Origin of the sequence: Nocardia sp. GTS18 (assembly GCF_013839555.1) — a bacterium.
GTDB classification, from domain to species: Bacteria; Actinomycetota; Actinomycetes; order Mycobacteriales; family Mycobacteriaceae; genus Nocardia; species Nocardia rosealba.
This window is the reverse complement of the sequence record NZ_JACBIU010000009.1, coordinates 68,693-81,115: the sequence shown is the minus strand read 5'-3', so window position 1 is coordinate 81,115 and position 12,423 is coordinate 68,693. Positions and strand designations below refer to the sequence as shown.

Below are 12,423 nucleotides of genomic sequence, written 5' to 3'. Positions count from 1 at the left end.
ATAGGTGTCCGCGCACCGTGCGGGGACGAAACGGAGGTTGTTGTGATCGTCGGAACCGGAATCGTCGTCGGCCTGGTGTTGATGTGCACGTGCGTGTACGCCCTGCGCCGCAAACGGGCCGGGCGTGACTGACTCGCGCTGGCCGGCCGAGGAACTGATCGTCTCCGCCCGCGACGGGGACGTGGATTCGATCGCCGCGCTGGTGTCGGGTTCCTACCCGAACATCCAGCGCTTCGCCCGAACCCTCTGTGCCACACCAGAAGACGCGGAGGATGCCGCTCAGGAAGCCCTCATCATCCTGTATCGCAAGATCGGGATGCTGCGGGCGTCGGGGGCGCTGGCGTCGTGGATGTTCCGGATCGTGCGCAACGAATGCCTGCGGCGGGCGCGGATCAGGCCGCAACATCCACCGGCGGAAGTCACCGTGACAGCTTCCGCCGAGGACGAAGTGCTGCGTCGCCTGGAAGCGGCGAGGGTGGCGGCCGCCGTCGCCACCCTGCCCGACGACCAGCGCCAAGTCCTGATCATGCGCGATATCCAGGGCCTCAGCGGTCGCATAGTCGCGGACGCGCTGGGCCTCAGCACCACCGCGATGAAATCGCGCCTGCACCGTGCCCGCGCGTCGGTGCGCCAAGCACTCCAGGCCCCGCCTGATCCACCTCCCGGAGGGAAGAATGTCTGACCAACCCGACTTCGCCAGCGCGTCACTGCCCCGCCACCTGACGCGTGGGGTCGTAGGCTTCGGCGCACTGATCGGCTCGATCGCCCTGCTGCCTCTCATCGGTGCGATCAGCCTGCTGTTGCTACCCGTCGGCGTCATCGCGCTGCGTGGCTGCCCGATGTGCTGGGCCATCGGCCTCGCTCAAACCGTCTCGCGGGGACGACTTCGCCGCTCCTGCGACAACGGGCAGTGCACGCTGACGGTCGCTAAGACGGCTGTGTAGTACCTGCCGACGCTGCGAAGGGCCGCGCCGAGATCAGACGAGCATCTCGGCGAGCCGGTCGGTGACCTGCACCACCCAGTCCGGCTCACCGTGCTCTCGTCCCCACAGCGCGGCTCGCACCGCTCGCACCTGCGCCCATCGGCGTGCCCGATCACGATCGATCCGGGCTGCCTCGCAATACATGTCGAGGCCGCGACGGAGGCCACGCTCCGGGTCGGCGCTGAACAGCAGGGGAGCGAAACGGTAGCTGCGGATCACGGTGATCGTGTCGTAGGCACGGTCACCGACGTAACCCTTGGGGTCGATCGCCAGCCAGGGCTCGCGGTCGCCGCGCAGGACATTGGCGTCGTGGAGGTCGCCGTGGACGAGCGTTTCGGGTTGGTTCGGGCCGAGTTCTCGCAGAGTGGCGAGGGCGGCACTCATGACGCGGCCAGGCAGCGGATTGCCTACTTCTTGTGCGGCAGCCGCTATTTCGTCGGGCCATTCGGCGACCAAGCGGCTCAGGCGTGGCAGAGCCGGCGGGGCTTCGACGGCCAGCCGCCACGACAATTCACCCAGTGCGGTCACGGCTTCGTCGAAGTCGGCTACCTCCGACAGCGATCCGCCCGGAGCACGCTCCAGCAACATCGCATAGTGCGCGGTGTCGCGTTCGAACAGCCGCACCGCGCCCGCGCCGTTCCAGGTGTCGAAGGCGGCGGCCTCGAAGTCGTTGCCGGGGTGGGGAAAGGACACCTTGATGACCGCAGCCGGGCGGTCTGCGTGGACGACGGGCAGCACGACCCCGACTTTTCCGTGCATCAGTGGCCCGTCCGGTCTGCAGGACCAGCGTTGCAGCAGATCCTCGAGCAATTGGGGGAGCGCGGCGACCCAGGCGCGGCCCGGTTCACCTTCGCGTCCGATGGTCTCGTGCGCGAAAGCCTCGGGGATTTCGATCATCTCGGTGCCTCCACGGGTTCACCGTAGGCCGGTACGGTCGGGTGTGGGGCTTCGGTACGCCCCCGTCGCTTGTGGGGGTTTCAGATGGGCCAGGTCGATGACCTCCGAACCTCGAATGTCGCCGATTCCGCGGCGCGGCGAGCGATGTGGGCTGCGGGTGCGGCCGGGTGTGCGCTCGGAGCGGTGCTGCTGGCTTGTTCGTTGCGGGTGATCGTGTCCGGTCTCGACTCGCCGTATCTGCTGATGATCTGCGTGGTGGGTGCCGTTCCCGGGCTGGCCGGCCTCGGCCTGCTGTTCGCCTTCCAGCAGGTTTTGCGTGGGAAGATCGCGGGGATCGGCGGGGCGGCTGTAATGCTGTTCGCCGTCGGCGTCCTAGTGACGCTCGGTTGTGTGGCAGCGATCAACTATGGGCCTTGGATCGCGAGAATCGTCATGGCCGGACTGGCGGGCGCGACGATCGCGACAGCCTTCCTCCTCCGTGCCGCCCACCGTGCCCTGCCGGCCGGTCGATAACGGGATTCGCCTGGTAGGACGCGCCGAGGATCTGCCGCGTGAGCGGAGCCCGCACTACGCCGGGAATAGGCTGATCATGTGGGGTTCACGGTCCCGGCACCGATGCTGGCCAAACCCGGACGGCCACCGCAGCCGCCAGGCGGCTGGTGCGCGGAAATGAAATGGGACGGCGTGCGCGCGATCGCCCATTGCACCCCGGCGGGGATCAGCTTGTGGAGCCGGAACCTGCGCGACATCACCGGCTCCTACCCTGAGGTCGTCACCGCGCTCACCGAGATCACCGATGGACGCACCCTGCTGCTCGACGGCGAACTCGTCGCGCCGGACGATCGCGGCGCACCTTCGTTCTCCCGGTTGCAACAGCGCATGCACGTCCAGCGGCCGACGCCCGCGCTGATCGAGCAGGTCCGCGTCGACTATCTCGTCTTCGACGTGCTCGGTGTCGACGAGGAGGTGCTGTTCGAGGACTCCTACCGCACCCGCCGCGCCGAACTGGCCGACCTGACACTCGACGACGGTGTGCGCGTGCGGGTTCCACCGATGTGGTCGCTGACCGACACCAGCGCCGAGGAGTTGTTGCGCGTGGCGACGGACTCCGGGCTGGAAGGAATCGTCTGCAAACACGGCGATTCGATCTACGAACCAGGCCGACGCTCCTCGGCCTGGACGAAAGTCGTCCTCAGACTCACGACCGAAGCCGTGATCGTCGGCGCGGTTCCCGGCAACGGCGCCAACGCCGCGACCTTCGGCGGTCTTGTCCTGGCCGCCCACACTCCGGAGGGTCGTCTGCGCTGCATCGGCGGCGTCGGCACGGGCTTCACCGCCGCCTCCCGCCGCAGCATCCGCGCCGCCCTGGACCAGGTGCGCCGCGAGACGACACCGCTCGACGATCCACCACCGGCACCGGTCGCCCGGACGGCCTGGTGGGTCGAACCGGTTTTCGTCGCCGATATCGAATATCGCGAGATCAGCGGTGACGGACTGCTACGGCATCCGAGCTTCCGCGGGATCCGCACCGACAAAACACCCGAGGAGATCGGGCTGCCCACCTGACCGTGGTGGTGTGCGACAAGATGTGGGCGCAGAGGGGATCGAACCCCCGACCGCTGGTGTGTAAAACCAGTGCTCTACCGCTGAGCTATACGCCCCTGCATCGCCGGTGGGACCGGCGGTGTCGGGTTATGAATCTAGCGCGGCCAGCGCTTTCTCCCAAGCCGCCTGGTCACGGGCCTCTCCGGGGCCGTTCATCTCCGCGAAAGTGATGTATCCGGACTTGTCGATCACGAAGGTGCCGCGGTTCGGGTAGCCGGATTTCTCGTTGAAGACGTCGTAGGCCTGGGCGACCGCGCCGTGCGGCCAGAAATCGGACAGCAGGGGGAACAGGTAGCCCTGTTCGGCTGCCCAGATCTTGTGGGTGGGTGGTGGGCCGACGGAGATCGCGAGGATCTCGGCGTCGTCGTTCTGGAATTTGGGCAGCTCGTCACGCACCTTGTACAGCTCACCCTGGCAGATGCCGGTGAAGGCGAGCGGATAGAACACCAGCAGGACATTCTTCTTGCCCCGGTAGTCCGACAGGGTGACGGGCTGGTTGTTCTGGTCTTTGAGCGTGAAATCCGGCGCGAGAGTGCCAACCTCTAGCGGCATAGGGGAGTTCCTGTCGTCGTGTCGGGTCTCAGCCGAGCGTTCTCGTCCGGCTGAGACCTTAGCGAACGGCGGTTTCAGCGCTGTTTGGACGGTGCCTTCGGCTGAACCAGGCGCGAGCCCGTCCAGCTGCCGAGGCTGATGGTTGATGTCTGGGTCAGGCCGGCCGTGGGTGCGGCTTCGGCGATCTCGCTCGGATCGACATGGCCCGGTTGACCGGTTTTGGGGGTGAGGACCCAGATGAACCCTTCGTCGGCCAGCGGGCTGATGGCATCCATCAGCTCGTCGGCCAGATCGCCGTCACCTTCTCGCCACCACAGCAGGACGGCGTCGACGACCTCGTCGGAGTCTTCGTCGACCATCTCGCCGCCCGTGATCTCCTCGATCTCGGCGCGCAATGCGTCGTCGGTGTCCTCGTCCCAGCCCAATTCCTGAACAACCAAGCCGTGAGAAATGCCAAGCTTCTGAGCGTAGTTCTGCGCGTCCGCCGCGGCGACCACGGTGGTGTCCTCCCTAAACTGCCGACAGTAAGATACGTGCAAGCGAACATGGTTATCGGCCGCAGCGCAAGCCGATCGGATGAATCGGTACCGTACGCCGCGTGTCGGCGACGTGAATTCAGCGCCGTGGGCAGGCCTGTTGTACCTCGGTACGCGCCTGATTGATTTTACGGCTCGCATCGTTGAGACCGCCCACCGGAGAGCTGTATGTCATCTTGCGTGTCTCGGCGGACAGCTCGCGCGCGGCGACGACATAGGCGGTGAACTTGTCGGCCAGCTCGGTCGGCAGGGCGCCCGCGGCGGCGGCGACACCGGACTCGACGGCCGTCGCGGCGGTGTCGAGCGCGCCTGCCGCAGCCTCGCGTTTGGCGGCGTAGTCGGGGGCGTTCTCGTCGTGGGCCTTCACGAAGTCGTTGTAGGCGGTGACGCCCGCACCGGTGGTGGTGGGGAACTGCCCGCAGTTGTCCTCGATGGCCTTGGTCCGGGCGGCCGCCGCGCGTGAGGACGCGGCCGCCGAGGACGACGCGGCCGCCGCGGTCTTGTAGGCGGCGACTTCGGCGGGATCGGTGGTCGGGTTACCGGTGACCTGCTGGGCGCACCCGGCGATCACCGAACCGGCGATCACCGCGACCGATGCACAGATCAGCCCGAGTCTGCGCGCGTGCGGCACCCTCATCGTCGAACCCGTTCCCTCTCACTTCACCGACCGGTAGGTCCATCGCGAATCTAGTGGATTTCCTGCTGAGATGATGACCTGGGCGACCCTTTCGGCAAGGATGGGGGTCGCCCGAACCTTTCGAGACGGGTGCTCCGCACACCAAGCGGGCAAGCCCGGGGACCGCGACGCCGACAAGCAGTTCAGCCCCCAGTACGAGGAGCAGATTTGACCGACCTGATCCACTCTGCAGCTTCTTCCGATTCGCCGAACGACCCCGCGCCCGGTGCCAAACCCACCGGGGAACGCGTGCGGGTGATCCGCGAAGGCGTGGCATCGTATCTACCCGATATCGATCCGGAGGAAACCAGCGAATGGCTGGAATCCTTCGACGAGATGCTCGACCGGGAAGGCCCGGGCCGCGCGCGTTATCTCATGTTGCGGCTGCTCGAACGCGCCGGTGAGCGTCGCGTGTCGATCCCCGCGCTCACCTCGACCGACTACGTCAACACGATCCCCACCGAGAACGAGCCGTGGTTTCCCGGTGACGAGGAGGTGGAGCGTCGCTACCGCGCCTGGATCCGCTGGAACGCCGCGATCATGGTGCATCGCGCGCAGCGTCCCGGAATCGGTGTGGGCGGGCATATTTCGACGTATGCCTCGTCGGCGGCGCTCTACGAGGTGGGTTTCAACCACTTCTTCCGTGGCAAGGATCATCCCGGCGGCGGCGACCACATCTATATCCAGGGCCACGCCTCGCCCGGCATCTACGCGCGCGGGTTCCTCGAGGGGCGCCTGAGCACCGACCGGCTCGACGGGTTCCGGCAGGAATACAGCCACGGCGGCCTCGGCAAGGGTCTGCCGTCGTACCCGCATCCGCGCCTGATGACCGATTTCTGGGAGTTCCCGACGGTCTCGATGGGCCTTGGCCCGATGAACGCGATCTACCAGGCCAGGTTCAACCACTACCTGCACGATCGCGGCATCAAGGACACCTCCGACCAGCACGTGTGGGCCTTCCTCGGCGACGGCGAGATGGACGAACCCGAGTCGCGCGGCCTGATTCAGGTGGCCGCCAACGAGGCGCTCGACAACCTGACCTTCGTGATCAACTGCAACCTGCAGCGCCTCGACGGACCGGTGCGCGGCAACGGCAAGATCATCCAGGAACTCGAGTCGTTCTTCCGCGGCGCGGGCTGGAACGTCATCAAGGTGGTCTGGGGCCGGGAATGGGACGCGCTGCTCGGCGCCGACCGCGACGGTGCCCTGGTGAACCTGATGAACACCACCCCCGACGGCGACTTCCAGACCTACAAGGCCAACGACGGCGCCTACGTGCGCGATCACTTCTTCGGCCGCGACCCGCGCACCAAGGCGCTGGTCCAGAACATGTCCGACAACGAGATCTGGAACCTCAAGCGCGGCGGCCACGACTACCGCAAGGTCTACGCGGCGTACGCGGCGGCGATGACGCACAAGGGCCAGCCGACGGTGATCCTGGCCAAGACCATCAAGGGCTACACCCTCGGCAAGCATTTCGAGGGCCGCAACGCCACCCACCAGATGAAGAAGCTGACGCTGCAGGACCTCAAGGACTTCCGCGATCTGCAGCGCATCCCGATCTCGGATGCGGAACTGGAGAAGGACCCGTACCTGCCCCCGTACTACCACCCCGGTCAGGACGCGCCGGAGATCCAGTACATGCAGGCCAGGCGCAAGGCGCTCGGCGGGTACCTGCCCGAACGGCGAAGTGCGGCAAAGCCGTTGACGCTGCCGGGCGACGAGGCCTACCGCTCGGTGCGCAAGGGCTCGGGCAAGCAGAACGTGGCGACCACGATGGCGCTGGTCCGGTTGATGAAGGAACTGTTGCGCGACAAGGAGATCGGCAAGCGCATCGTGCCGATCATCCCGGACGAGGCGCGCACCTTCGGCATGGACTCCTGGTTCCCGTCGCTGAAGATCTACAACCGCAACGGCCAGCTCTACACCTCCGTCGACGCGGAACTGATGCTCGCCTACAAGGAGAGCAACGTCGGCCAGATCCTGCACGAGGGGATCAACGAGGCCGGGTCGACGGCCTCGTTCACGGCGGCCGGCACTTCGTACGCCACGCACGGCGAGCCGATGATCCCGCTCTACATCTTCTATTCGATGTTCGGTTTCCAGCGCACCGGCGACGGCCTGTGGGCCGCGGCCGACCAGCTGGCCCGCGGCTTCGTCCTCGGGGCGACGGCCGGGCGCACCACGCTCACCGGTGAGGGTCTGCAGCACAACGACGGGCATTCGCTGCTGCTCGCCTCGACCAACCCGGCCGTGGTCACTTACGATCCGGCGTTCTCGTTCGAGATCGCCCACATCGTGCGCGACGGGCTGCGCCGCATGTACGGCGGCGGCAACCCGGATCCGGGCACGCTGCCGGGCACCCATCCGCAGGAGACCGGGACCTTCGGCGGAGAGAACATTTTCTACTACATCACGCTCTACAACGAGCCCTACCAGCAGCCGGCCGAGCCCGACGACCTCGACGTGGCCGGCTTGCTCAAGGGCCTGTACCTGTACCAGCGCGGTGAGGAGGGTGAGGTGCGCGCCCAGATCCTGGTCTCCGGGGTGACCGTGCCCGCCGGTCTGCGCGCCCAGCAGATCCTGGCGCACGAATGGGATGTGGCGGCCGACGTGTGGTCGGTGACCTCGTTCGGCGAGTTGCGCAAGGAAGCCGTCGAGAAGGAGATCCACGCGCTCAAGCACCCCGATGCCGACCCCGGCGTCGCCTACGTCACCGAGGCGCTCGCCTCGGCGCGTGGACCGGTGGTGGCCGCCACCGACTGGATGCGCGCGGTTCCCGATCAGATCCGGCAGTGGGTGCCCGGCGACTACATCACCCTCGGCACCGACGGGTTCGGCTTCTCCGACACCCGTCCCGCCGCCCGCCGGGTGTTCAACGTCGACGCGGAGTCGATCGTCGTCGCGGTGCTCGAAGGCCTGGTGAAGGACGGCACCTTCGACAAGGCCAAGGCGGTGGAAGCGGCCGCGAAATACCGCATCGACGATGTGTCCGCCGCGCCGAAGCCGAGTGCGGACGCACCGGAGGAACTGGCGTAGCGGACTATTGGACTGTGGAGCGCAAACCGCCGCGGCCCCGTCGGATCACCGAGGGCACAAGCACGCACGAGGTCTACCTGCCGACCGGGGCGCTGTCCCCGAACCGGCAGACCCGTGACCCGCTGCCCGACACGCTGCTGCGACGGGTCAAGCAGTTCTCGGGCCGGCTGTCGACCGAGGCGGTCGGCGCGATGCAGGACCGGCTGCCGTTCTTCGCCGATCTGGACGCCGCTCAGCGGGCAGGCGTCCAGATGCTGGTGCAGACCGCGGTGGTGAACTTCCTGGAGTGGTTGCAGGATCCCGAATCCGACATCCGCTTCAGCCTGGACGCCTTCCAGGTGATTCCGCAGGATCTGGCGCGGCGGCTCACGCTGCGCCAGACCGTGGACATGGTCCGGGTGGCCATGGACTTCTTCGAACAATGGCTGCCCGCCCTGGCCCGCAACGACCGCCAGCTGGTCGCGCTCACCGAGGCGGTGCTGCGATACGGGCGTGAGCTCGGTTTCGCGGCCGCCTCGGTGTACGCCAGCGCGGCAGAATCGCGCGGCGCCTGGGACACCCGCCTCGAGGCGCTGGTGGTCGACGCGGTGGTCCGCGGGGACACGGGCCCGGACATGCTCTCCCGGGCCGCCACGTTGAACTGGGACGCCACCGCACCGGCAACGGTGCTCGTCGGCACCCCGCCGCAGGACCAGGGTGTGTCGACGGTCGGCGCGGTGCACACCATCGCGACGAGGCACGGTCGTGCCGCGCTCGCGGTGGTGCAGGGCGCGCGGCTGGTGATGGTGGTCAGCGGACACCTGGGCGACGCGGGGATCGGTTCGCCGTTCCTGTCGGATCTGCTCGCCGAGGTGTTCTCCGACGGTCCGGTGGTGATCGGCCCGACCATGCGCACCCTCGGCGCCGCGCACGCCTCCGCCATCGAGGCACTGGCCGGAATGGAGGCCGTTGTCGGGTGGCGGGGCGCGCCAAGGCCCGTTCACGCCTCGGAGTTGTTACCGGAACGGGCCCTGCTGGGCGATAGAGCTGCGATAGAGGCGCTGAACGAGTATGTTGTCGTCCCGTTGGCGTCGGCCGGATCTTCGTTGTCCGACACATTGGACGCCTACCTGGATTGTGGCGGAGCAGTAGAAACGTGCGCGCGTCAGCTGTACGTCCATCCAAATACTGTCCGGTATCGCCTCAAGCGAATCGGCGAGGTGACCGGACGTGATCCGCTCAATCCGCGCGACGCGTATGTGCTCCGGATCGCGGCCACAGTGGGCCGTTTGACACGAACGCATAACGAATCATCAACTTCTGTCACGGAAACCCCGTCAACCCCAATGGCGCAGGACCCCCTGTAACGGGATTCGTGAATCGGTCGATCCGGACGCCCCACCTCGGATTTTGTGGGACCCCTACAAAACGCGTTCCAAACCTTCATTCGCGCCGACATCTCGTGCGGCGGGGGTCACAGTGTTTTCTTAGGGGGTGATCGCGTTGTTCACCCCTGGACAGGGGTCCCAGACACCCGGCATGCTCACGCCCTGGCTCGCACTCCCCGGTGCGGCTGATCGCCTCGAGCTGTGGTCGAAGGCCGCCGGCCTCGACCTGGTCCGTCTCGGCACCACCGCGACGGCGGAGGAGATCGTCGACACCTCGGTGACGCAGCCGCTCGTGGTCGCGGCCGCACTGCTGGCCTTCGCCGAAATCGCCCCCGAAACCCTTCCTGCGGATACGATCGTCGCCGGGCATTCGGTCGGCGAATTCGCCGCGGCCGCTGTCGCGGGCGTCATCACCCCGGACGAGGCCGTCGGCCTGGCCGCCATCCGCGGCCGGGAGATGGCCAAGGCGTGTGCGCAGGAACCGACCGGCATGTCCGCGGTGCTCGGTGGCGACGAAGCCACCGTGCTCGCACGGCTCGCCGAACTCGATCTCGTCCCGGCCAACCGCAACGCGGTCGGCCAGATCGTCGCGGCGGGCCGCCTGGAAGCTCTGGCGGAGCTCGCCGCGAACCCGCCGGAGAAGGCACGGGTCCGCGCATTGCCCGTCGCCGGTGCGTTCCACACCGCTTTCATGGCCCCGGCACAGGCAGCTGTCGCCGATGCCATCGCCCAGATCTCGCCGAGCGACCCGATCCGGACCCTGCTGTCGAACTTCGACGGACAACCGGTCACCTCGGGCGCCGACGCGATCGACAAGCTCGCCGCGCAGGTCACCCGACCCGTGCGCTGGGACCTGTGCACCGAGACCGTCCGCGCGGCGGGCGTCTCGGCGGTGGCCGAACTGCCACCGGCGGGCACCCTGGTCGGCATCGCCAAGCGGGAACTGAAGGGCACCCCCAACCTCGCCCTCAAGACTCCCGAAGACCTCCCCGCGTTGGCCGGACTCACCTCCGCGGGCTAGCTTTCCCCCGGCGGTCGCGCACGACGAAGTGCGTCGGCTGTTCAAGACCCTACAAATGAGAAACAAGAAGGGAGCCACCAAAGTGGCCGCTCTGACCCAGGAACAGATCGTCGAAGAACTCGGCAAGATCATCGAAGAGGTTACGGGTATCGAACCCTCCGAGGTGACCATCGAGAAGTCCTTCGTCGACGACCTGGACATCGACTCGCTGTCCATGGTCGAGATCGCTGTGCAGACCGAGGACAAGTACGGCGTCAAGATCCCCGACGAGGATCTCGCCAGCCTGAAGACCGTGGGTGACGCTGTCTCCTACATCCAGAAGCTCGAGGCGGAGAACTCCGACGCCGCCGCGGAGCTCAAGGCCAAGTTCGACGCCGAGTAGAGGCTGAACCAGTGACCACTCCTTCCACCTTGAACGGGAATTTCCCCAACGTCGTCGTCACCAGCATGGCGGCGACCACGTCGATCGCGGGTGATGTCGATGCGACGTGGAAGGGACTCCTCAACGGTGAGAGCGGAATCGACGTTCTCGAGGATTCCTTCATCGAGGAATACGACCTGCCGGTGCGTATCGGCGGTCACCTGAAAGTCAGCCCCGACACCCTCCTGAGCCGGGTCGAGATCCGCCGTATGGCGTATGTCGAGCGCCTGGCGACCGTGCTCGGTCGCGAGGTGTGGAAGAACGCGGGCAGCCCGGAGGTCGACCACGACCGCCTGGGTGTCGCGATCGGTACCGGTCTCGGTGGCGGCGACGCGTTGATCGACTCGGTCGACAAGCTGAAGAACGGCGGCTATCGCAAGATCTCGCCGCTGGCTGTTCAGATGGTCATGCCGAACGGTCCGTCGGCGGTCGTCGGTCTAGAGCTGAAGGCCAGGGCGGGAGTGGTCACTCCGGTCTCGGCGTGCTCGTCGGGTTCGGAGGCCATCGCCAACGCGTGGCGGATGATCGTGATGGGTGACGCCGACATGGTCGTCACCGGTGGCGTCGAGGGCTTCATCGACTCGGTGCCGATCGCGGCGTTCTCCATGATGCGGGCGATGAGCACGCGCAACGACGACCCCAAGGGTGCTTCGCGTCCGTTCGACAAGGATCGTGACGGTTTCGTCTTCGGCGAGGCAGGCGCGCTCATGACGATCGAGACCGAGGAGCACGCGAAGGCTCGCGGTGCGACCATCCACGCGCGTCTGCTGGGTGCGGGCATCACCTCCGACGGTTTCCACCTGGTCGCTCCCGATCCCGAGGGCACCGGTGCGGCCAGGGCGATGACTCGCGCGATGCAGACCGCCGGTCTGACCAAGCGCGACATCACCCACATCAACGCCCACGCGACCGCGACTCCCATCGGCGACACCGCCGAGGCGAACGCGATCAACTTGGCGGTGGGTAACCACGCTTCGGTGTACGCGCCGAAGTCGGCACTCGGTCACTCGATCGGTGCCGTCGGCGCCCTCGAGTCGGTGCTCACTGTGCTCGCGATTCGGGACGGCATCGTTCCGCCGACGCTGAACCTGGACAACCAGGATCCGGAGATCGATCTCGATGTGGTGCACGGGGAAGCCCGTCGCCAGGAAATCGAGTACGCGATCAACAACTCCTTCGGCTTCGGTGGGCACAACGTCGCGCTCGCCTTCGGTCGGGCCTGACGCACGGATTTCCCGGTGGGGGGTCGGCCAACTGAATGGTTCGACCCTCCGCCGTGATCCGGCGGAGGCCGAGAGATTTTCGACAACGAAGGTAGGAGTGGAC

Annotated in this window: 13 protein-coding genes and 1 tRNA gene; 9 read left to right on the top strand and 5 right to left on the bottom strand. The window is 66.9% G+C overall.

Annotation, left to right across the window (positions count from 1 at the left end; all coding sequences use genetic code 11):
* The first annotated feature begins 124 nt into the window (after positions 1-124).
* Together HYG95_RS11655 and HYG95_RS11650 are read left to right on the top strand one after the other, a co-directional pair.
* Entirely contained in the window at positions 125-682 is a 558-nt protein-coding gene (locus HYG95_RS11655; protein ID WP_181697990.1) for an RNA polymerase sigma factor, read from the top strand.
* Entirely contained in the window at positions 675-944 is a 270-nt protein-coding gene (locus HYG95_RS11650) for a hypothetical protein (RefSeq protein WP_181697989.1), read from the top strand. Before HYG95_RS11655 ends, HYG95_RS11650 begins: the two co-directional genes overlap by 8 nt.
* A 33-nt stretch (positions 945-977) precedes the next feature.
* Here HYG95_RS11650 and HYG95_RS11645 read toward each other — a convergent pair whose 3' ends face one another.
* On the bottom strand, positions 978-1,880 hold the full coding sequence (locus HYG95_RS11645; RefSeq protein WP_181697988.1) for an aminoglycoside phosphotransferase family protein: 903 nt from the start codon (positions 1,878-1,880) through the stop codon (positions 978-980).
* Positions 1,881-1,964: 84 nt separating this feature from the next.
* On the opposite strand from HYG95_RS11645, the gene HYG95_RS11640 reads away from it, so the two are divergent.
* On the top strand, positions 1,965-2,393 hold the full coding sequence (locus HYG95_RS11640; protein ID WP_181697987.1) for a hypothetical protein: 429 nt from the start codon (positions 1,965-1,967) through the stop codon (positions 2,391-2,393).
* 78 nt (positions 2,394-2,471) lie between these two features.
* Positions 2,472-3,446 carry a non-homologous end-joining DNA ligase gene (ligD, locus tag HYG95_RS11635; protein ID WP_370465761.1) on the top strand — a complete coding sequence of 325 codons (975 nt, stop codon included), beginning with the start codon at positions 2,472-2,474 and terminating at the stop codon, positions 3,444-3,446.
* Between the two features lie 23 nt (positions 3,447-3,469).
* On the opposite strand, the gene HYG95_RS11630 is transcribed toward ligD, so the two are convergent.
* The 4 genes from HYG95_RS11630 to HYG95_RS11615 form a co-directional block, all read right to left on the bottom strand.
* Positions 3,470-3,541, bottom strand: a tRNA-Val gene (locus HYG95_RS11630).
* A 31-nt stretch (positions 3,542-3,572) separates the two neighbouring features.
* A complete protein-coding gene (locus tag HYG95_RS11625) occupies positions 3,573-4,037 on the bottom strand; it encodes a peroxiredoxin (protein WP_181697986.1) in 465 nt (154 codons plus the stop codon).
* Positions 4,038-4,111: 74 nt separating this feature from the next.
* Positions 4,112-4,534 carry a DUF3052 domain-containing protein gene (locus HYG95_RS11620; protein ID WP_067487242.1) on the bottom strand — a complete coding sequence of 141 codons (423 nt, stop codon included), beginning with the start codon at positions 4,532-4,534 and terminating at the stop codon, positions 4,112-4,114.
* Positions 4,535-4,652: 118 nt separating this feature from the next.
* The gene (locus HYG95_RS11615; protein ID WP_181697985.1) at positions 4,653-5,210 is read right to left on the bottom strand and encodes a hypothetical protein; all 558 of its coding nucleotides are present in this window, start codon (positions 5,208-5,210) and stop codon (positions 4,653-4,655) included.
* A gap of 216 nt (positions 5,211-5,426) precedes the next feature.
* Here HYG95_RS11615 and aceE point away from each other — a divergent pair, with 216 nt between their 5' ends.
* The 5 genes from aceE to HYG95_RS11590 all read left to right on the top strand — a co-directional run bounded on the left by aceE (position 5,427) and on the right by HYG95_RS11590 (position 12,320).
* Complete coding sequence (aceE, locus tag HYG95_RS11610) at positions 5,427-8,288, top strand: pyruvate dehydrogenase (acetyl-transferring), homodimeric type (protein ID WP_370465763.1); 2,862 nt, start codon at positions 5,427-5,429, stop codon at positions 8,286-8,288.
* Positions 8,289-8,332: 44 nt separating this feature from the next.
* The gene (locus tag HYG95_RS11605; protein ID WP_181698045.1) at positions 8,333-9,634 is read left to right on the top strand and encodes a CdaR family transcriptional regulator; all 1,302 of its coding nucleotides are present in this window, start codon (positions 8,333-8,335) and stop codon (positions 9,632-9,634) included.
* 127 nt (positions 9,635-9,761) lie between these two features.
* Entirely contained in the window at positions 9,762-10,676 is a 915-nt protein-coding gene (locus tag HYG95_RS11600; protein WP_067487246.1) for an ACP S-malonyltransferase, read from the top strand.
* Positions 10,677-10,758: 82 nt separating this feature from the next.
* Positions 10,759-11,058, top strand: a complete 300-nt coding sequence (acpM, locus tag HYG95_RS11595; protein ID WP_019046010.1) for a meromycolate extension acyl carrier protein AcpM — start codon at positions 10,759-10,761, stop codon at positions 11,056-11,058.
* A gap of 11 nt (positions 11,059-11,069) precedes the next feature.
* A complete protein-coding gene (locus HYG95_RS11590) occupies positions 11,070-12,320 on the top strand; it encodes a KasA/KasB family beta-ketoacyl-ACP synthase (RefSeq protein ID WP_067487248.1) in 1,251 nt (416 codons plus the stop codon).
* Positions 12,321-12,423: the final 103 nt, after the last annotated feature.

Bases quoted from the DNA above. Each gene is read 5' to 3' on its own strand.
- HYG95_RS11615 (WP_181697985.1), bottom strand. From the start codon at position 5,210: ATGAGGGTGCCGCACGCGCGCAGACTCGGGCTGATCTGTGCATCGGTC.
- HYG95_RS11625 (WP_181697986.1), bottom strand. From the start codon at position 4,037: ATGCCGCTAGAGGTTGGCACTCTCGCGCCGGATTTCACGCTCAAAGAC.
- HYG95_RS11650 (WP_181697989.1), top strand. From the start codon at position 675: ATGTCTGACCAACCCGACTTCGCCAGCGCGTCACTGCCCCGCCACCTG.
- HYG95_RS11645 (WP_181697988.1), bottom strand. From the start codon at position 1,880: ATGATCGAAATCCCCGAGGCTTTCGCGCACGAGACCATCGGACGCGAA.
- HYG95_RS11640 (WP_181697987.1), top strand. From the start codon at position 1,965: ATGGGCCAGGTCGATGACCTCCGAACCTCGAATGTCGCCGATTCCGCG.